Here is a 20,165-nt window from a genome sequence, read left to right as displayed (position 1 = left end):
CCCAGGCGGGTATCCGAGCATGAATACAAAAGAAAACTACCTGCATGAATTCTTCAGGATCTTCTTCGCCAACCGCCAATTGGTGAAACGAGTCTTCCTGGTGTTCGCAGTGATCGCCTTGCTGTTGCCCCTGGTGCTCAAACAGAGCTTCGATATCACTGCGGAAGTGATCGTGCAGTCGAAGAAACTGTCCCAGAGCGATACCAACACCGCCCTGGCCCAGGAGACCGACAAGTTCATCCCGCCGTCGCTGGCCGACATGGAAACCGAGAGCAACATCCTGCGCTCGCCGACCCTGATCCGCGAAACCATCAGCCAGCTGCGCGAAGAAGGCAAGTATGAGGTGCCGCCAAGCCTGATGCAGCGTGTGGTGTTCGACCCGCTGCGCACGGCGGTGATCAACCCGCTGCGCGAGCACGTGATCAACCCGTTGCGGGCGCGGTTCGGCCTGGAAGTCGACCCGGTGCGCGACACCCAGCTCGATGCCCTCACCGATGACGCCATCAAGGACCTGAAGATCGAGACCCTGCCGGGCTCCAACGTGGTCTCGGTGACCTACAGCTTCCCCGAGCCGAAACTCGGCACGCTGTTCGTCAGCCGCCTGCTCGACAACTACCTGCGCAACCGCCAGAACCTGCAGTCCAACGAGCTGCCCGAGCAGTTCTACGAGCAGAAGAAACTGCAGTACCAGGTGCGCATGGATGACCTCGAAGGCAAGCGCCTGGGGATGCTCGAAAAGATCGGCTCCTCGGACCCCAAAGAAGAGATCACCTTCCGTCTCAACGCCATCAACACCGAAGAACAGGCGCTGAACCTGTACCGCGACCGCCTGCTGCAAAGCCAGCAGTGGCTGGAGTACCTGAAAACCAGCCTGGCCGCGGCCAGCAACGCCAACATGCGCGATTTCGCCTTCCCCTACACCTTCACCACCACGGTCGACAACGTGGCCTTCGAAGACCGCGAGATCAAGCAGCTCGGTGAACAGCTGACCACCCTGGTGCTGACCTACGTCAGCGACCTGGCGGTGTTCCAGCCCGGCAGCGAGCAGATGCTGCTGCAACGCGAGCAGATCGCCAAGACCCGCCAGCAGTTCCTCAAGATCGTCGCCAACCGCATCAAGGAGCGCGAAAAAGACCTGGCCGTGGTGCAGAACGTGATCGCCCAGAAGACCGCGCGCATTGCTGACTTCAAAGGCCGCGTGCACCAGTTGCAAGAGACCCAGAGCAAGGCGCGCCAGCTCGACACCGAGATCGACGCCCTGCACAAGGCCTACTTCACCTACACCCAGCGCTACGAAGAATCGCGCGGTGCCGACCTGCTGGACGGTCTGTCCAACGCGCGGATCCTCAGCGCCCCGTACGAGCCTGCCGAGGCGGCGTTTCCCAAGCCGCTGCTGATCGTACCGTTCGGCATGCTCACCGGCCTGCTGCTGGCGATTGCCCTGGTGTACGTCAAAGAGTTCTTTGACCGGCGCTTCAAGCACCCGGCGCAAATCAGCCATCAACTGGACCTGCCGGTACTGCTGGTGATCAACGACCAGACACCGGAAACCCCCAACCCCTACAAAGGCTGGTCGCTGCCGCGGCTGGTGCACTGGGTGCGCAATTGAACGCAGCCCTGACCCCGCCGCGGCCGATCCTGCACCTGCTCAGCAGTGGTGGTTTCTACGGCGCCGAGCGGATGCTGCTGGACCACTGCCAGGCCACCCCGGGGCAGCACCAAGTGCTGTTTCTCGGGGCCCCGGAGCAACTGGTGGCGCGCTTTCGCGCCGCCGGCGTGGCCTGCCAGACCTGCGACGGGGTGGGCGAGCTGCTCAGCGTACTGCGCCAGCGTCACGATCAGCAGCCGCTGATCAACAGCCACAACTTCAAGGGCCTGCTGTTCGGCTGGCTGGGCGCCAGGTTGTGGCGCCTGCCGATGGTCGCCACCCAGCATGGTTTTACCCCCACCAGCCGCAAACAGCGCCTGTACACCTGGATCAGCCTGCAACTGTGCCGCACCGCCACCATCGAACGGGTGGTCTGCGTGGCCGAGAGCATCAAGCGCATCCATCGCCAGGCAGGGGTTGCCGAAGCCAAGCTGCAGGTGATCCCCAACGGCTTGCCCGAGGCCGACGCCCTGCCCGCGCGCAATCATGGCGATGGCCGCTGGCTGGCCGGTTATGTCGGGCGATTGAGCAGTGAAAAAGGCCCGGACCTGTTTCTCGATACCCTGATCCCGCTGTGCCAGCGCCACCCGCAGCTCGATGCGGTGATGCTCGGCGACGGCCCGGAGCGCGACGCGCTGCAAGCGCGCATCGACGCCGCGGAGTTGAGCCAGCGCATCCGCCTGCCGGGGTTTCAGGCCGACATGCGCCAGTGGATGGCGCGCCTGGATACCCTGGTGATCAGCTCGCGTACCGAAGGCACGCCGATGATCCTGCTCGAAGCCATGCAGGATGGCGTGCCGGTGGTGGCCTTTGGCGTCGGTGGTATCCCCGATGTGATCGAACACGGGCATAGCGGCCTGCTGGCCCGGCCCCTGGCGGTGCAAGAGCTGGCGGCGCAGCTGGAGGCGCTGATGCTCGACCCGGCCCAGGCCGGCGAGCTGATCGCCCAGGCGCGGCGCACCCAACGCGAACGTTATCACCTGCCGACGCTGGCGCAACGCTGGGCCCGAGTGTACCTGGGCGCAGCCAAGGAGACCTGCGCATGATCATCCCCCTGTCGCTGATCGGCCTGCTGGCCATTGCCTGCCTGGCGCTGCTGGCCAGCCCCTACCCGTTCCTCGCCCCCGGCGCGGTCATCGGCCTGGCCGGTTTGCTGGCGCTGTACAAACGCCCGGCCTGGGGCCTGCTGGCGATCATCACCCTGGTACCGCTGGAAGGCCTGTTCAAGGACAGCCAACTGACCGCCACCAAACTGATCGGCGCGGCCCTGGCCCTGGTGCTGGTGCTGCAACTGGCAGTCAAGCACCTGCCCGCCGAGCGCCTGCGCAGCCCCATGTGGCGGCTGTTGCTGGGTTTTCTGGCGCTGTACCTGCTGAGTTTGTGGGCCAGCGACAGCAGCGAGATGTCCCTGGGGCATTTTCGTGAACTGGCGGTGGGCCTGCTGCTGTTCGGCATCACCCTGCTGATCGGCCGCGACCTCAACCTGCCGATGATGTACCGGCTGGTGACCTTAAGCGTCGGCCTGACCTGCATCATGGCCATGGTCTCGGCCAAGTACCAGGACGAAGGCCGCGCCGCCGGCCTTTTGGAAGACCCCAACCTATTCGCCATGCTCATCGCCATTGCCGTACCGATGGCCCTGTGGCTGGTGTTCAACAGCCCCCGACGGCTGCACAAGCTGTTCTGGATCGCCTGCTGCATCCTCCTGCTGGCGGGCATGACCAAGACCAACTCACGCTCCGGCCTGGTGGTGCTGTTGATCAGCCTGGGGATCGTCCTGGTGCACTACCGCACCCAGGTCGCCCACCTGCGCCCGCGGCACCTGGGCTTCGCCATGCTCGGCCTGGCGATCCTGCTGCCGACCCTGGTGGCGCTGATGCCGGAAAGCTACGTGGCGCGCATCCAGTCGCTGGCACTGCTCAAGTCCGGGGTCAATGCCTTCAAGGATGACTCCCTGGGCCGGCGCTCCTCCTACATCGTGGTCGGCAGCAAGATGATCCGCGAGCATCCAGTGCTGGGCACCGGCCCGGGTACCTTCCCCCTGCACTACGCCACCACCGGTTATGCCAAGGCCTTCTCGGCCAACCGCAAGGTCGGCGACCTGTACCGCCGGGCACACAACACCTACCTGGAGATTTTCAGCGAAGTCGGCATACCGGCCGGCATCCTCTTCGTCGGCCTGGTGCTGATGGCGCTGTACAACGTCTGGTACGCCCGGCGCCTGTGGCTGCGCCAGGGTGATCACGCCCAGGCGGATCTATTGACGCACCTGTGCATGAGCATGCTCGCCATCAGTCTGTTCCTGATGTTCCTCAGTGCGCCCAACCACAAATACCTGTGGATCATGCTGGCGCTGTCCAGCGTGCTGCGCCTGAAGGCTGAACAGGCACAACTGGCGCAGGTGAAAGCATGAAAGTCAGCGTCGTGGTGCCGATGTTCAACGAGGCGCGGCACATTGCCCGGACCCTGCAGTCGGCCATGCAAGCCGCCGCCGATGCCGGCCTCGAATGCGAGTTGGTGGTGGTCGACAACGGCTCCAGCGATGACGGCCCGCAGATCGCCCGCAGCCTCGGTGCCCAGGTGCTGAGCCTGCCGGGGCTGACCATCGGCGCCCTGCGCAACCGTGGCGTGCAGGCCAGCAGCGGTGAGTGGCTGGCGTTCCTCGATGCCGATATCGAAGTGCCGGAGCACTGGCTGAGCCTGCTGCTCGACCTGCATGCCGAAGGCCGTGGCGATGTGTTTGCCCTGGACTGCGACACCCCGCGCCTGGCGCCCTGGTTCGCCCGCGCCTGGCAACGGCGCACCCTGCGCGCAGGCTTGCCGGCGCTGCACCGCATGCAATGGCTGCCGACGCCCAACCTGCTGATGCAGCGCCACTGGTTCGACCAGGTCGGCGGCTTTAGCGAAACCCTGCGCACCGGCGAAGACAAGGACTTTACCTGGCACCTGAACAAGGCCGGCGCACGCCTGCTGGCCCTGCGCGACCCGGTGGTGCTGCACTGGGGTTTCGAGGGCAGCTGGAGCGAGTGGCTGGGCAAGGAGCTGTGGCGCCAGGGCAGCAACCTGCAACTGCTGCGCTGCAATGGCTTGAGCCTGCGCCTGCTGCGCTTCCCGCTGTTGTCACTGGCTGCCTGGTTGCTCGATGCCCTGGCCTTGTTGGCGCTGCTCGATGGTTACCCGCACGTGGCGCTATTCATGCTATTCGTCACCAGTGTCCCGGCGCTGGTGCTGAGCCTGCGCCAGAGCCTGAAACACCGCGACCTGCTGTTCGCCCTGCAGCTCTGGGGCCTGCACTGGATCCGCCTGCACCTGGCCGGCGCGGCCTTCGTGCTCAGCCTGTTCAACTGGAGCGCAAGGAGGCCCGCCCGTGGCTGAATTCATTTTTTGGTTGTGCCTGTTGCTGCCGTTTTATGCCTGGCTAGGCTACCCCCTGCTGCTCACCGTGCTGGGGCCGTTGTTCCCGCGCCACACACCGGCAGCGCTGCCACCGCAACGGGTTAGCGTGGTGGTGGCAGCGCACAACGAGGAACGCAACATCGACAACAAGCTGCGCAACCTGCTGGCCCAGGATTATCACGCTGAAAGCCTGCAGATCGTCGTCGCCAGCGATGGCTCCAGCGACCGCACCGTGGCCCTGGCACGCAGCTTCGACGACCCGCGCATTCGGGTCCTGGACCTGCCGCGGATGGGCAAGAACAGCGTGCTCAACGTCGCCGTCACCCAGTGCACGGGCGACATCGTGGTGTTCACCGATGCCGATGTGCACTGGATCGACGGCACCCTGGCGGCGTTGCTGGCGCCCTTTGCCGACCCGCAGGTCGGCGGCACGGTGGGCAAGATGATCATCCCGGTGGCCGGCAAGGGCCTGAGCCTGGGCGAAAGCCTGTACCGCCACTACGAAGCCTGGCTGCGGCGGGTGGAAAGCCGCACCGGTTGCACGGTGTCCGCCGACGGCGCCCTGCAGGCCGTGCGCCGCGAGCTGTACCAGCCGATCCCGGCGCGGGTCAACGACGACTTCTACATCAATACCTGTGCGCCGGTCGCCGGCAAGCGCGTGGTGTATGTCGACGAGGCCCAGGTCCTCGACCAGGGCGTGGACGAAGCCGACCGCCAGTTCAGCCGTCGCCAGCGGGTCACCGTCGGCGGCCTGATCAGCCTGGCCGCCCGCCGCGAACTGCTCAACCCGCTGCGCCATGGCTTGTACGCCATTGCCCTGATCAGCCACAAGCTGATCCGCCGCCTGGCGCCGGTGCTGTTGCTGCCCTTGCTGCTGGCCAACCTGTGGTTGTTCGACGGCCACGGCTTTTACCAACTGACCCTGGCCGCGCAACTGCTTGGCTATGCCATTGCCATCGCCGGCCTGCTGGATGTGCGCCAACGCCTGCCCAAACCGTTTCGCCTGGCGGCCTTCGTGCTGGTGACCCTGGCCGGCATGAGCGTCGGCCTGTGGCAGTTCTTGCGCGGGCACAGCTACAACCAATGGAACCCCGACCAGACTCGATGAGCACCTGACATGCCGATAAAAACCAGTATCAAGCGTGCCAGCGGTTGGTTTTACCTCAACTCGCCCAAGGGTCGCAGCCAGTTGCGCGGCGCCGGCGTAATCCTCATGTTGCACCGGGTGCTGGCCGACGACAGCAGCGCCGCCCTGCCCCATCGCAACGAACTGTGCGTCGGCCCCCAGGCCTTCGAGCGTTTGCTGCGCTGGCTGCAACGCCACTTTGACTGCGTGCACCTGATGGACCTGCTGAAAACCCACGAGCAGCCGCGCAACGGCGGCCGGCCCAAGGTCGCCCTGACCTTCGACGACGGCTGGCGCGACAATGCCCTCAATGCCTTCCCGCTGCTGCAGCAATACCAGGTGCCGGCGAGCATCTTTTTGTCCACCGACTACATCGGCAGCCGCCAGCGCTTCTGGTGGGAAAGCCTGGGCGAAACCCTCTGGGGCAGCCACGGCGAAACATCGCGCCGGGCGTTGATCGAGCAATTGCGCAAGATCGGCCGGCCGCTGCCGGCCGCCTACTTCATGAGCGATCGGTCCCATGCCCGCAGCCAGGCCCTGGGCAAATACCTGCAAAGCCTGAAAACCCTGAGCCCCATGGCCCTGCATCACCTCACCGATGCCTGCCCGGCCGAATCCCTGCCCCAGGCCCTGGACTGGAACCAGGTGCGTCACCTGGAGAATTCCGGCTTGATCAGCTTCGGCCCCCACGGCGCCAGCCACGCACTGCTGCCTGGCCTGGACGACCAGCGCCTGGAAGAAGAACTGAGCCGCAGCCACTACGCCCTGCAACAAGGCTGCAAACAACCGCTGCCGGTGTACTGCTACCCCAATGGCGACCACGATGCGCGGGTGCGCGAACGCCTGGCCGCGCACCGGTACCCGTTTGCCCTGAGCACCCGCGCCGGGATCTGCCAGGGCCATGACGACCCCCTGGCCCTGCCGCGCATCAGCGTCAGCCAGCGCACCGCCAGCCGGCCTTCCTTGCTGGCCTGGCGCATCAGCCGCGGGGGCCGCCCATGAGCCGCAGCCACTATGTTCGCCACCTGCTGCTGAGCATGGGCACGCGCCTGGCGATGATCGCCCTGCGGCTGATGCGCAACGTGCTGCTGGCGCGCATTCTCGGCCCTAGCGAGCGTGGCCTGTTCGCCCTGCTCAGCACCCTGCCCGACCTGATCAGCGCCGCCACCAGCGGCGGCCTCAATACAGCCGTCGGTTACCAGGCGGCCAAGCAGCGCAGCATGGGCCTGCTACTGAGCCAGGTGCTGATCTACGGCTGCCTGGTGGCCGGCGCCCTGACCCTGATCTGCGTGGCCCTGGCCCGGGCGTTCGGCAACGAACTTGAAGTGACCACCCAGCTCGGCCTGCTGGCCTGGCTGTTGCTGCTGGCGGTGCCGCTGACGGTGCTCAAAAGCGGCCTGCTGACCCTGCACAACGCCACCGGCGGCGTTGGCGCCTTCAACGCCTTGCGCCTGACCGAGTCGCTGGTGCCGCTGCTGCTGTTTGTCGGGATGTTCTGGATGTGGCAGAACGCGGCGCTGGAAGCGGCGCTGATCAGCTGGCTGCTGGGCCTGAGCCTGGTGGTGCTGCTGGGCCTGTACTGGCTCGGCCGGCAACATGCAATCCGCCTGTGCTGGGACCGCAGCGGCCAGCGCGAGCTGCTCTCCTACAGTGCCAAGAGCCATCCGGACCTGTTGTTCCAGCAAGTGATCCTGCGTTCGGACTACCTGTTCATCAGCGCCATGCTCGGCAGTGCGGCGCTGGGCCATTACGCCATGGCCAGCGCTGCCGCCGAACTGTTGCTGATCGTCCCCGAAGCGGTGACCACGCCCTTGATGAAACGCCTGCTGCAGCAGGACGCCGGCATGGACAAACTGACCCCGCTGGCCCTGCGCCTGACCGCCACGGTGATGCTCGGCGCCTGCCTGAGCATGGCGCTGATCGGCGAGTGGCTGATCGTCACCCTGTTCGGCGCCGAATACCAGCCGGCCTACCCGGCCTTGCTGGCCTTGCTGCCCGGGCTGTTCGGCCTGTGCTACGCGAGCATCCTGCGCCTCGACCTGCTGGGCAAGAACCGCCCCGGCACGGTATCGCTGCTGATGGGCCTGGGTGCGGCATTGAACCTGGTGCTCAACGTGCTGCTGATTCCCGTCTACGGCATCGTCGGCGCCGCCATGGCCTCGTCCATTGCCTACCTGGCGGTGACCCTGGCGATGTTGCTGCTGTACTGCAAACTTAGCGGCGTGCCGTTCTGGCAAACCTTGCTGGTACTGCCCAGCGACCTGGCGCCCCTGCGGCAGATGCTGCAACGGCGGCCGGCATGAAACGCGCCGGCCTGGTGTTCGCCACCCTGGTGCTCAGTGCCACGCTGCAGGCTGCGCCCTTGCAATGGGGCGACATTCGCGACGGCAGCCTGTACTTGCAGGCGGCCAAGGCCGACACCGTGACGGTCAGTTGGCAACCGGCCTGGCAGGCCGACGCCAACCCCGAACACATCTTCCTGCTCAATGGCCAGGGCCAGTTGCAGACCGATCGCCCGATCAAGGCCGATGAACCCCGTGGCCGGGTGCAGTGGCCACTGGCGGCGAGCAACAGCGACTACCAACTGGAAATCCCCGGCTACAGCTTCCGGCGTTACCGCATCGAGCACGCCGACAGCACCCGCGCCCTGTTCGCCCCGGCCAAGGTGCATTTCAGCGCCGAGGTTGGGCCCAACGTCGAGCTGTACTTCAAAGTGCCCGCGGGCGAGAAAGCCAGCCTGGCCGGCAAGTACCACGGCGGCGTGCGCGGCCTGCAGGTGCAGCGCCTGGGCGATGCTCAACAGCTGAGCCTGGCGCTCAAGCCCTACCCCGCCTACTGGCAGTTCGATCGCCTGGCGCTACCGCAGTCGAGTAAAGAGCAGACCTTCCGCCTGCAACTGCAAGGGCGCGGCAAGGTGGCGTTCTGGCTCGACGGCAGCGCCAACCTGTTCGCCCAGCAGCCCGGGCAACTGCGGCCGCTGCACAACAGCGACGGCAAGGTCGCGCTAACCCTCGGCCACACGGTGCTGGGCCGCACCCCGGACCTGGGCGTCAACCTGCCCTATGTGCTGCCGCCGCCGTCCAGCTACGCCGTGCTCGATGCATTGCAGCCGCAAGCCGCCGGCTACTACAGCTTTGCCGACCTGCTCGCGCGCAAGCCGGGGTACGAAACGGCATTCCGCAGCTTTTACCAGCAACGCTACACCATCAAACAGGACATCACCCTGCTGGCCGGCACCGGCCGCGAATCGGTACTGGCCGCCGACCGCACCAGCCACGACGGCCTCGACGACTGGCTGAACACCACCCGCAAGCTGGGCGGCAGCACCCTGCACTACCTGGCCTTCGCCGACGAGCCCAACCTCAACTACAGCGACTACCCGACCTTCAGCCGCTACTTCCAGGCCATGGCCGAGCGCGTGCAACGCAGCCCCGGCGCCCGCGAAGCCGGGGTGCGCATCGCCATGCCGGCCAGCTCCCGGCTGGTCAATGGCCCCCTGCACGGCAGCAGCGAAAAACGCATCGGCCTGGACTGGGCGCGGCGCCTGCTCAAGGAGCATGGCAGCCAGATCGACGCCCTGGCCTGGCACGAATGGATGGTCCGCGACCTGCTGGCCACCCGCAGCTACCGCGATTCGGTGCGCCAGGCGGCCAACCTGGTCGGCCTCAACGCCCAGGGCCGGCCAAACAAGGCCCTGCTGCTCGACCAGACCAACCTTTCCAGCGGTTCGAGCCTGAGCCCCTACGACCAGGAAACCCACTTCACCGCCCTGTGGTGGACCTCGGTGGTGATCAACGCCTCCCAGGACGGCCTGCTCGACATGCTCAACTGGTTCCATGTCGCCGACGAACCCGAGTGGCCCAAAGGCATGGTCCGGGTGCTCGGCGAGAACCGCTTTGAGCTCAAGCCGGTGGGCCTGGCCCAGCAGTTCATCCAGCAGCACTGGCTCGACCAGGTGCTGGCCCTGGACAACGACGCCTTCGAGGTCGACGCCCTGGCCATGGCCCGCGGCAAGCAGCGCAGCCTGCTGGGGGTGAACAAGGGCGAGCGCCTGCAGCAGGTAAGCCTGGCCACCGAGCAAGCCTGCCCGCAAGGCGCGCTGAGCTTCTTCGGCCCGGACAACAAGACCCGCAGCGCGCCGTTCGCCTGCGAGCAAGGCCGCATCCACTTTCAATTGCCGGGGCAAACCCTGTTCGCCCTGACCTGGAGCGCGTCATGAGCGCGCACCTCACCTGCTGGAAACAGGAGGCACCATGAGTGCTTTGAGCAAAATCCAGGACCGTATAAAGCGCAAAGGACTGCGCAATACCCTTAACGCCGGGGTCAAGCGTTACCTGTTCTACCACTGGGAACTGCTGTGGATGGAACGCGACCTGGTCAGCCCCGTGCCACCGCACAAACTCAGACCCTACCCGGCGCTGCGCATCGAAACCATCACCGTGCACAACGTGCGGGCCTTTGCCAAACACTTCGGCGACCGGATCGAGACCATGCGCGAACTGGCCGTCGAAGGCCACACCGGGTTGATGTTTCTCGATGACGCCGGCGACACCGTGGCCTTTATCTGGGGCAGCCAGCGCCATTACCACGACCGCCACTTCTACGGCTGCTGGTTCCCGGTGGAACCCGGGCAGTTTTTCGAATTTGGTGGCGAGCTGACGCGCAAATACTGGGGCACCCTGCTCTCGGTCGATTTGCAGCTGGAACTGTGGAAGGCCATGGCCGCCCAGGGTTGCGACACCGTGGTCGACGTGTGCGAGAGCCACAACATCCCGGCGCTGAAACTGCACCTGCGCATGGGCTATCAGGAACAGGGGCGGATCATGCACGTGTACTGCCTGTTCGGGCGCTGGAAGTTCTTCCGCGAAACGCGCTACAGCGAGTCGCGCCTGGAGCCCCTGCGCAAACCTGAAGCCAGCCCGGCCCCGGCCACGGTGACCTGAGCCCATGAGCCTTGAATTGCAGTGGTACCCGTCGTTGGCGGCGGCGGACTTCCCCGCCGCCGAGTACGAGCAGCTGCGCCAGCGACTGGCCGACAGCACACCGTTCAACCACCTGGGCTGGATGCAGGCGGCCGAAGCGGCGCTGGCAGTCGGGCAACAGTTGCAGGTACTGGTTGGCCGCGATCAGGGCCGGCTGTGCCTGTGCCTGCCGCTGATCCGCAGCAACGAGCGCTTCGGCCCACTGACGGTACCGGTGGTACGCCACCTGGGGTATCCGCTCAGTGACCGCATCGCCCTGCTCTGCGACCTGCCCGCCAAGGCTGCCGCGCCGGTGCTGCGGGCGATCCGCACACACCTGCCCCACGCCCTGCTGCAACTGGACGAAGTGCCCGACGGCTCGGCGGCCCACACGCTGCTGCGCCGTTGGGCACGGCGCAGCTCCACCCATCAACAGCGCCTGAGCTGCCGGGTACCGGTGCACCGCATCGCCCCTGAAGACCGCCAGGAAATCAGCGGCGACCCGCGCTACAAACTGCGCCGCGCACGCAAGCGCATTGCCGCCTGCGGCGCCCAGGTACGCCGGGTGACGCCCGACGCCGAGACCATCAGCGCACTGCTCGATGCCGTCAGCGCCGTGGAACACCTCAGCTGGAAAGGCGACGACGACGTCGGCATCTTTTCCGGGCGCCTGCGCCGTCAATGGATGTACCAGGCCTTCACCGCCCTGGCGGCCCAGGGCCTGGTGCGCGTGGTGCTGCTGGAGCTCGATGGCCGCTGCATCAGCTACCGCCTGGGCGTGTTCGAGCGCGGCCGGGTGTACGACTACAACCTCGCCTTCGTCCCCGCCCATGCCGAACTTGGCAGTGGCCGCGTGCTGCTGGAGGAATGGATTCACTGGGGCCTGGACGAGGGTTGGGAATGGGTCGACGCCTCGCGGGTGAGCCTGAACAACTCCAGCCACCAACTGCACGAACGCATGACCGGCACCCTCGAACACCACCGCCAAAGCTTCTACAGCTGGCGCCCCAGCGGCCTGGCCCTGGGCCTGGCCTTGCGCCTGTGGCAACGCTTCAAGCCGCAGCTGCAGCGCCTGCGCCGCCCACCCTCGGTAACGACTGCCGAGCCCGACTCGCCACAGGAGAACCCGGATGCCCTCACAGGTCATAGTCAACGCTGACGACTTCGGCCTCAGCGCCCACACCAACGCGGTCATCCTGCATGCCTTCCAGGCCGGGCTGATCAGCTCGGCCACGGCCATGGCCAACATGCCGGCGTTCAGCGCGGCGTGCAGCCTGGCGCAGTTGCCGGCCTTGCGCGGGCGCATCGGCCTGCACTTCAACCTCACCTATGGCCGGCCGTTGAGCGAAGCCATCGCCAAGCAGCCGCGCTTCTGCGCGCCCAATGGCGAATTCGACCTGCGCCTGAAACAGCGCACCCTGCGCCTGAGCCGGGCCGAGCGCGAAGCCGTCGAACAGGAATTGCAGGCGCAGTGGCAGCACTGCCTGAACCAGGGCCTGACGCCCAGCCACCTGGACTCGCACCAGCATGTGCACAACATCTGGCCCATTGGCGTCATCGTCGCCCGGTTTGCGGCGCGTGAAGGCGTGGCGGTGAGGTTGGCGCGCAACCTTGGGCATAACATCGGGCCGCTGAAGCGGGTGTTCAAGACGTTGCTTAATCGAAGGTTGAAGCAGTTGGCGGGGGCGACGGCGGATTATGTGTGTACGCCTGCTGATCTAAGGGCGGGGTTGGCGCCGGCTGAAGGGTTGCTGGAGGTGGTGGCGCACCCGAGTGCGTTGGGGGGGCATGATTTTGGTGATGCGTATTTGGGGAGTGGGGAGTCGTTGAAGGCGTTGGTGGAGCAGCGGTTGGGGGGGGTGCCGCGGGTTGGGTATAGTGTGCTTACTGTGGAAAGAAATATGCTGGCACCATCTTAGGATGCTTGAGTGTAAGCAGTCAGCGCATAGCCGTTGCGCTGACTGGGCTGTCGATTCCCCTGTCAATAGGTCCGGTTACTGAAAGCGAGTGATTTTATCCAATAGAGCAGGATCTAATTCGTACCCGCTTTCAGCTATGGCTCAGACCTGGAGCTGTCGAGCTTCGACTCCATCTAGCAAGGCGTCCATGAGCGCGCTGGCCATTTCAACAGAGTGCTGCGAAGACCATACAAAAGCACGCCCTGCCTCACCGGTATGCTGAGCAGCCTGCGAGATTGTCGCGCTTGCACATTTCAGGTAAAGGAGCGCATGAACTAATGCATCCTCTGCACACACACCAGCTCGAACATTGAAAAGTGGTGGATGATCTGGACAACTATTGACACTGGTTTCTATGGTTTCGACAAGATGAAGTGATGGTGGGTCGGGTACTGGCTTTTTCATCGATAGGCTCCTGGTTGAGTGGAGCTACCACGAACTCGTCGCCAAACGAGATTAGGTGGCAGCTGTACGCGGGTTGGCGAACCGGATCAACGCAGGAAACCCCGGCAGGGCCTAAGCCCTCCCGCGTACAGCCACCATAAAAGACATACGGGCATGAAAACGCCCGCCTTTCTTCAGGGACATATCTGCATATAGATCCCGGGTCGCCAAACCCGATCACCAAAAATTTAGTGACCGAGCGAGCCTAGTTTGAACATTTAGCCCAAGCAAGCGACTGAAGGCGACAGAGCGCGTAGGATAAATCCTAGGAACCATTTGAACTAGCTTAAAAAGGCTTGACGGGCGAATTTTCAAGTAAATCTAGGAAGTCCTCTATCTACTAACAGCAGTAACGCCGTCACCTGTGAGCACAGACATTTCAGCCAAATTAGGCGCCACGAAGCGAGTCAATGACGAACGAAAGCGTATCCGCCCAATTTTCTTAGGTAGAACTCTTGCAACCTAGCGAATTGCAACTCGGCTTCAACACGAAGAATCTCGACCTCTTGCTCAGAGAGCTTCCCTTTCGAATCGTTATATCTACATAAAGAACTTATAGCGCTTAGGCATAAGCCTTGGTCATTCAATATTTGAATCGCATCGTAAGAATTTAGGGTTGATGTTCCGTCGCGTCGCATTTTTTTACTCCACCCCAGTGGCATGTTCACCGAGTATAGGAAAAGCCAAGCGATCTGCTATCACATCTCAGCCGAAATTCGACAATCTTAAATTCACCGAGTCAAAATGCCTTTATCCGCTACTTTTGTTTCCAGCCAGCTGTCGAATTCAGCCACCGGCATCGGCCGGCCCATCCAGAAACCCTGGCCCTGGTCGCAGCCAGCGTTGCGCAAAAAGGCATATTGCTCGGCGGTCTCGATGCCCTCCGCGGTGATCTTGAAGCCCAGGGCATGGCCCAGGTCGATGATCGCCCGGGTAATCGCCGCGCCATCGTCGTCTTCGGGCAAATCCTTGATGAAGGCGCGGTCGATCTTCAGGTGGTCGATCGGCAGCATCTTCAGGTAGGCCAGTGACGAGTAACCGGTGCCGAAGTCGTCCACCGCCGTGGTCACGCCCAGTTCCTGCAACTGCGCCAGCACCGCGCAGGCATGCTGCTGGCTTTCCATCAGCAGGCTTTCGGTAATTTCCACCTCCAGCAGGGTTGGCGCCAGGTCGTAGCGTTTGAGGCTGCGCTTGAGGCTGGCGACATAGTCGCTGCGCTCGATCTGCAGGGCCGCGACGTTGATTGCCACCGGCCCGGGCAGGCGCTCGGCGGCGCGCCAGGCGGCGATCTGCGCGCAGGCCAGATCCAGCACCTTCTCCCCCAAGGGGATGATCAGCCCCGTGCGTTCGGCCAGGGGGATGAACTGCGCTGGCGATACCAGCCCGTGCTCTGGATCACGCCAGCGCAGCAGCGCTTCGGCGCCTTCGACGCGGCCACTGAACAGGTCGATCTTGGGTTGGTACCAGAGCTCGAATTCGTTGTGCTTCAGCGCACGGCGCAGGTTGTGTTCCAGGTCCAGGCGCTGCTGCAGGCGCTGGGTCATCTCCGGCTGGTACAGGCGGTAGGCGTTGCGCCCGCTCTCCTTGGCCGCGTACATCGCGGTGTCGGCATGGCGCAGCAGGCGGTCGGCGCTCTGGCCGTGTTCCGGGCACCAGGCCAGGCCAATGCTGCCGGTGACCAGGGCAGCGTTGCCCTTGAGGTCGAAGGGCAACTGCAGGGTTTGCAGCAACGCCTGGATGCGCTCGATGCACCGGCCATCCGGCCCTTTGAAAACAAAGGCAAATTCATCGCCGCCCAGCCGGCACAGGCAATCCTGCGGTTCGATGATCTGCATGAAGCGCGCCGTGGCCTGCTGCAGCAGCAGGTCGCCCATGGCATGGCCGAGGCTGTCATTGACCTGCTTGAAGCCGTCGATATCCAGCACCAGCACCGCCAGGCGCTGGCCCTGGTTGATTTCATCGAGCAGTTGCTGATGAAAGCGCAGGCGGTTGGGCAAGCCGGTGATCGCATCGAAATGCGCCAGGCGCTCCAGTTGCGCCTGGGACAGCTTGAGTTCACGGTTACGCAGGTTGATCAGGTGGTTGCTGCGGTTGAGCTGGGCGACGAACACGCTGAACAGGCCGGTGCAGGTCAGGGCAAACAGGAACAACGGCGAGGCAAACAGGCTCATCGATGGCCAGCCGCCCAGGGGGCTGGCCGCCAGTTGCCAGAGCCCGCCGGGGACGTCGACGTTGACGGTGACCGGGTGCTGCTCGAACAGCTTCGGGTCGCCCCAGATCATGCCGCCGATCGAACCCTGGCCGTCGGCGCCGCGCAGGGCCAGCTCGAAGCCCGGGTCGAGGTCGAGCCCGGCGGTACTGAGCAAACGGTCGATATCGGCGACGATCGAGACATTGCCCCAGTACAGCTGCACGCCCTTGTGGCCCTTGAGGAACACCGGGCGCCGGTAGATCAGCCCGCGCCCGCCCTGGAACAGTTGCACCGGGCCGGCCAGCACCGGGCTGTAGTTGTCGCGGGCGCGCTGCAGCAGCGGGTATTGGTCCGGCAACTGACGGTAGTCCATGCCCAGCACGCTCTGGTTGCCGTGCAGCGGGTAGACGTCGGCGATCACATCGCCCGGGGCCAGGGAGATATGCCGGATGTGCGGCACCGAGGCGATGGCCTGGCGGGCCATGTCGTGAAAATGCTCGGGGCTGATTTCGCCGTCGGCGCTCAGCAGTTGGGCAATGCCCTCGGTCTCACCGAACGCCGAGCGCAATTGCGCTTCGATACTGGCGCGCACACCGGACAGGCGCGCGCTGGCATTGGCGATCACTTCGGCTTCCTGGCGCTGCACGTCCAGACGCCCGAGCACCACCGACAGGCCGATACCGATCAGGGCAAAACCTACCGGCAGCAGGCGATTGAGGGTGGTGCGCAGGTTCTTTGGCAGGACCAGATTGTCATCAAGGGCGAGGGTTCTTGTGCTCATAGGTCCGTTATTCGCATCGGATTACTGCTTTATCGGCGCCTTGGGCGCAATGTTGAGCGAGGCTGGCTTTTTTTAGCGCCCTGGCGTTATGCTCGGACTGAAACGTTTCACCCATTACAGAAAAAGAGGTGCTGCGCCCATGGACCGTCTGCTCGATTCGCTGTTTCCCACTGCCAACGAGATCCCCGAGGCGTACCGCCTGGGTGAACCGCTGGTGCAACGCGAGTACCTGGTCAACGGCCAGTTGCAGCAATGGGACGGGCCCCTGGCCACGGTGCGCAGCCCGGTGTGGCTCAAGGAAGGTAACGAAGAGCGCCAGGTGACCCTCGGCAATACGCCGCTGCTGGACGCCGATACCGCCCTCACCGCCCTGGACGCCGCCGTACATGCCTACGACAAAGGCCGTGGCGCCTGGCCGACGATGCGGGTGGCCGAACGCATCCAGCATGTCGAGACCTTCCTGGGCAAGATGCGCGAACAGCGCGAGGCGGTGGTCAAGCTGCTGATGTGGGAAATCGGCAAGAACCTCAAGGATTCGGAAAAAGAGTTCGACCGCACCTGTGACTACATCGTCGACACCATCGGTGCGCTCAAGGAGCTGGACCGCCGTTCCAGCCGCTTCGAACTGGAGCAGGACACCCTCGGCCAGATCCGCCGCGCGCCGCTGGGCGTGGCCTTGTGCATGGGCCCCTACAACTACCCGCTGAACGAAACCTTCACCACCCTGATCCCGGCGCTGATCATGGGCAACACCGTGGTGTTCAAGCCGGCCAAGTTCGGCGTGCTGCTGATCCGTCCGCTGCTTGAGGCCTTTCGCGACAGTTTCCCGGCCGGGGTGATCAACGTCATCTATGGCCGTGGCCGCGAGACCGTCAGTGCGCTGATGGCCAGCGGCAAGATCGATGTGTTCGCCTTCATCGGCACCAACAAGGCCGCCAGCGACCTGAAAAAACTCCACCCGCGCCCGCACCGCCTGCGCGCCGCCCTCGGCCTGGATGCCAAGAACCCGGGGATCGTGCTGCCCGAGGTCGACCTCGACAACGCGGTGAACGAGGCGGTCACCGGCGCCCTGTCGTTCAACGGCCAGCGCTGCACGGCGCTGAAGATTCTCTTCGTCCATGAAGACGTGGTCGCAAGCTTTCTCGACAAGTTCCAGCGCAAGCTGGCCGCGCTCAAGCCGGGCATGCCCTGGGAGCCGGGCGTGGCCCTGACGCCGCTGCCGGAAGCGGGCAAGATCGACTACCTCAACGGCCTGGTGGCCGATGCCGTCGACAAGGGTGCAAAAGTCATCAATGAAGGCGGTGGCGCCAGCCGTGGCTCGTTCTTCTACCCCGCCCTGCTGTACCCGGTGAATGCGCAGATGCGCGTGTACCATGAAGAGCAGTTCGGCCCGCTGGTGCCGGTGGTGCCTTATCGCGACCTGCAGACGGTGATCGACTATGTGCTCGATTCCGACTTCGGCCAGCAGCTGAGCATCTTCGGCAGCAACTCGGCTGAAGTCGGCATGCTGGTCGATACCTTCGCCAACCAGGTCGGCCGTATCAACCTCAATGCCCAGTGCCAGCGCGGCCCGGACACCTACCCGTTCAACGGGCGCAAGAACTCGGCCGAAGGCACCCTGTCGGTGCACGACGCACTGCGCGTGTTCTCCATTCGCACGCTGGTGGCGACCAGGTTCCAGGAGAGCAACAAGCAGCTGATCAGCGACATCATCCGCAACCGCGAGTCGAGCTTCCTGACCACCGATTACATTTTCTGACGACCTTCTGTCCAGCGCTGTGAATTTTGATTTGCCGAATCGCCGAAACTGTATAAATATACAGTTTCGCGCCATTCCCCTGCGGCGCTTTAAAGGAGGATCAATAAAATGGCAGTCAAACCAATCCCCGAAGGACAACACAGCATTACCCCCTACCTGGGCATCAAGGATGCCGCCAAGGCCATCGATTTCTACAAGAAGGCCTTCGGTGCGATCGAGATGTTCCGCCTCGACAGCCCCGACGGGCGCGTCGGCCATGCCGAGCTTAAAATCGGCGACTCCTCGCTGATGCTCGCCGACCCGTGCGAGCAGTCTGGCGGGCTGACCAGCAGCCAATCGCTCAATGGCACCGCCATCGGCCTGCACCTGTATGTCGAAAATGCCGATGCCACCTATGCCCAGGCCCTCGCCGCCGGTGCCACCCAGGTCACTGAAGTCAAAGACCAGTTCTACGGCGACCGTAGCGGCACCTTGAAAGACCCGTTCGGCAACCTGTGGTTCGTCTCCACCCACCAGGAAGACCTCTCCGTGGAAGAGATCCGCGCCCGCGCCGCCAAGCTGTTTAGCGGCCAGTAAGCAGCGCTTGGTTCGGCTGGCGGGCATGTTCGCCAGCCGGGCTTTGCATTAAGGTGGCAGGCAAAGGAAGGCTGGCCAGGATTGTCCATGCGAATCATCGAAAAAAACATCGCGCTGGTGCGCACCCTCACCCCTGCTGAAGACGAGCTGTTGCGTGGCTTTGTCCAGGGTAGTCTTGAGGGCCCGCGCCTGTTGCAGGCCAACCAGCTGTTGATGAAGGTGCGCGCCGCCGGCCACTGGCTGGCCTGCGATTGCCAGCCCAGGGCAATGCCGGTGCTCAACGTCAACCTCAATGGCAACACCGGCACCCTGTTCCTCAAGAACAACCCGGGCACGGCCGAGCACGCGCCAGACTGCGCGTTCATCAAGGATGAGCGTGAAAGTGGCAGCCGCGACAGCGACAACGATTCGCCACCGGCGGCCTGGCTCGCGCCCGACGCGCCGTTGCGCCTGATCGGCGATTTCAAGCGTGCCAGCGATGGCGCAGGCGAATCCGCAGGCAGTGGCGACAAACGCGAACAGCACCGGCTGCTGTCGCTGCTGCTGACCCTGATCGAGGCCAGTGGCCTGAACGTCTACGCCACTCACCTGAAAAAAGACCTCACCGGGCAGTTCGCCGAATTGCGCGGGGTGGCCAGCCGTTACCCCTTGATCGAGCGGGTGCCGGCCAGCAACTACCTGGAAACCCGCCTGGACATGAAGCACATGATGATGCTCAAGGGGCGCTTGCGTGAGTCCACGGCCTTTGGCAACCATCGCCGGCATGGCCTGCTGCTCGACTGTGTCAGCCAGGTCAAGGCGCGCAAGGTGTTCAACGACCGCAGTGAAGACGGCTTCGACTTCCAGGGCCATCACCTGCTCTGGGGCGGCAGCAAAACCCCGGGGCCGTTGCTGGCCCTGGCGATCTACTCGCCGGCCAGTGCCGGCAGTCATTTCTATGAGCTGATTCATGTCGCCAGCGTGCCGGTGTTGTCCCGCGGGCAGCTGTTTCCGGTGTATCGCGATGAAGAGCGAGAGCCGTTGAAGATGCTCATCTCGCTGATTGACTGGATGGCCAGCAAGGGCGTCAAGGTGATCATGCGCCGGCCGGTGCTGGGTGGTCAGGGCATGGATGCACTGGTGCTCAGCTCCGACCAGGACCGGGTGCTGTCGGTGTCGCTGACCGAGCAGCCGCTGGGGCCGGAGCCAGAGGGTGAAACGTTCAAGCGTTATGCCGACTTCAAGAGCCTGGATACCTTCCGCAAGTACGTGGCGGGGTTCTTCATGCGCGGGCGCGAGTAGCGCCGTTGGTCGAGTGCAAACAGCCTGATCAAGACAGTTGCTCC

The 20,165-nt window shown here is 64.2% G+C and carries 16 protein-coding genes; 14 read left to right on the top strand and 2 right to left on the bottom strand.

Annotation, left to right across the window (positions count from 1 at the left end; all coding sequences use genetic code 11):
- Positions 1 to 19 precede the first annotated feature (19 nt).
- The 11 genes from CCOS864_RS12065 to CCOS864_RS12015 are packed head-to-tail and all read left to right on the top strand — an operon-like array spanning position 20 to position 13,050.
- Positions 20 to 1,609 carry a GumC family protein gene (locus CCOS864_RS12065; RefSeq protein ID WP_115086519.1) on the top strand — a complete coding sequence of 530 codons (1,590 nt, stop codon included), beginning with the start codon at positions 20 to 22 and terminating at the stop codon, positions 1,607 to 1,609.
- Positions 1,606 to 2,694, top strand: coding sequence for a glycosyltransferase family 4 protein (locus CCOS864_RS12060; protein ID WP_115086518.1), 1,089 nt, complete (start codon positions 1,606 to 1,608; stop codon positions 2,692 to 2,694). The genes CCOS864_RS12065 and CCOS864_RS12060 overlap by 4 nt, the downstream gene beginning before the upstream one ends.
- On the top strand, positions 2,691 to 4,061 hold the full coding sequence (locus CCOS864_RS12055) for an O-antigen ligase family protein (RefSeq protein ID WP_115086517.1): 1,371 nt from the start codon (positions 2,691 to 2,693) through the stop codon (positions 4,059 to 4,061). Before CCOS864_RS12060 ends, CCOS864_RS12055 begins: the two co-directional genes overlap by 4 nt.
- A complete protein-coding gene (locus CCOS864_RS12050; protein ID WP_115086516.1) occupies positions 4,058 to 5,023 on the top strand; it encodes a glycosyltransferase family 2 protein in 966 nt (321 codons plus the stop codon). Before CCOS864_RS12055 ends, CCOS864_RS12050 begins: the two co-directional genes overlap by 4 nt.
- Complete coding sequence (locus CCOS864_RS12045; protein ID WP_115086515.1) at positions 5,016 to 6,152, top strand: glycosyltransferase family 2 protein; 1,137 nt, start codon at positions 5,016 to 5,018, stop codon at positions 6,150 to 6,152. The genes CCOS864_RS12050 and CCOS864_RS12045 overlap by 8 nt, the downstream gene beginning before the upstream one ends.
- 9 nt (positions 6,153 to 6,161) lie before the next feature.
- Entirely contained in the window at positions 6,162 to 7,172 is a 1,011-nt protein-coding gene (locus tag CCOS864_RS12040; RefSeq protein WP_115086514.1) for a polysaccharide deacetylase family protein, read from the top strand.
- Entirely contained in the window at positions 7,169 to 8,473 is a 1,305-nt protein-coding gene (locus CCOS864_RS12035) for a lipopolysaccharide biosynthesis protein (RefSeq protein WP_115086513.1), read from the top strand. The genes CCOS864_RS12040 and CCOS864_RS12035 overlap by 4 nt, the downstream gene beginning before the upstream one ends.
- Positions 8,470 to 10,389, top strand: coding sequence for a hypothetical protein (locus tag CCOS864_RS12030; protein ID WP_115086512.1), 1,920 nt, complete (start codon positions 8,470 to 8,472; stop codon positions 10,387 to 10,389). Before CCOS864_RS12035 ends, CCOS864_RS12030 begins: the two co-directional genes overlap by 4 nt.
- Before the next feature lie 34 nt (positions 10,390 to 10,423).
- Positions 10,424 to 11,113, top strand: a complete 690-nt coding sequence (locus CCOS864_RS12025; RefSeq protein WP_115086511.1) for a GNAT family N-acetyltransferase — start codon at positions 10,424 to 10,426, stop codon at positions 11,111 to 11,113.
- A 4-nt stretch (positions 11,114 to 11,117) separates the two neighbouring features.
- Positions 11,118 to 12,290, top strand: coding sequence for a GNAT family N-acetyltransferase (locus tag CCOS864_RS12020; RefSeq protein WP_115086510.1), 1,173 nt, complete (start codon positions 11,118 to 11,120; stop codon positions 12,288 to 12,290).
- Entirely contained in the window at positions 12,262 to 13,050 is a 789-nt protein-coding gene (locus tag CCOS864_RS12015; protein ID WP_115086509.1) for a carbohydrate deacetylase, read from the top strand. The genes CCOS864_RS12020 and CCOS864_RS12015 overlap by 29 nt, the downstream gene beginning before the upstream one ends.
- 141 nt (positions 13,051 to 13,191) lie before the next feature.
- Here CCOS864_RS12015 and CCOS864_RS12010 read toward each other — a convergent pair whose 3' ends face one another.
- Positions 13,192 to 13,494 carry a DUF6124 family protein gene (locus tag CCOS864_RS12010; protein ID WP_115086508.1) on the bottom strand — a complete coding sequence of 101 codons (303 nt, stop codon included), beginning with the start codon at positions 13,492 to 13,494 and terminating at the stop codon, positions 13,192 to 13,194.
- A gap of 770 nt (positions 13,495 to 14,264) precedes the next feature.
- Positions 14,265 to 16,505 carry a putative bifunctional diguanylate cyclase/phosphodiesterase gene (locus CCOS864_RS12005; protein WP_115086507.1) on the bottom strand — a complete coding sequence of 747 codons (2,241 nt, stop codon included), beginning with the start codon at positions 16,503 to 16,505 and terminating at the stop codon, positions 14,265 to 14,267.
- A gap of 139 nt (positions 16,506 to 16,644) precedes the next feature.
- Between CCOS864_RS12005 and CCOS864_RS12000 the strand changes: the two genes are divergently transcribed.
- From CCOS864_RS12000 to CCOS864_RS11990, 3 genes are all read left to right on the top strand, one after another.
- The gene (locus CCOS864_RS12000; RefSeq protein WP_115086506.1) at positions 16,645 to 18,264 is read left to right on the top strand and encodes an NADP-dependent glyceraldehyde-3-phosphate dehydrogenase; all 1,620 of its coding nucleotides are present in this window, start codon (positions 16,645 to 16,647) and stop codon (positions 18,262 to 18,264) included.
- A gap of 108 nt (positions 18,265 to 18,372) precedes the next feature.
- A complete protein-coding gene (locus CCOS864_RS11995) occupies positions 18,373 to 18,840 on the top strand; it encodes a VOC family protein (protein WP_115086505.1) in 468 nt (155 codons plus the stop codon).
- A gap of 87 nt (positions 18,841 to 18,927) precedes the next feature.
- Positions 18,928 to 20,121 carry a hypothetical protein gene (locus CCOS864_RS11990; RefSeq protein WP_115086504.1) on the top strand — a complete coding sequence of 398 codons (1,194 nt, stop codon included), beginning with the start codon at positions 18,928 to 18,930 and terminating at the stop codon, positions 20,119 to 20,121.
- Positions 20,122 to 20,165 lie beyond the last annotated feature (44 nt).

The organism is Pseudomonas wadenswilerensis (assembly GCF_900497695.1).
Taxonomy (GTDB): Bacteria; Pseudomonadota; Gammaproteobacteria; order Pseudomonadales; family Pseudomonadaceae; genus Aquipseudomonas; species Aquipseudomonas wadenswilerensis.
Note: the sequence above shows the minus strand (reverse complement) of the source record. Positions and strands in the feature narration are given on the sequence as shown.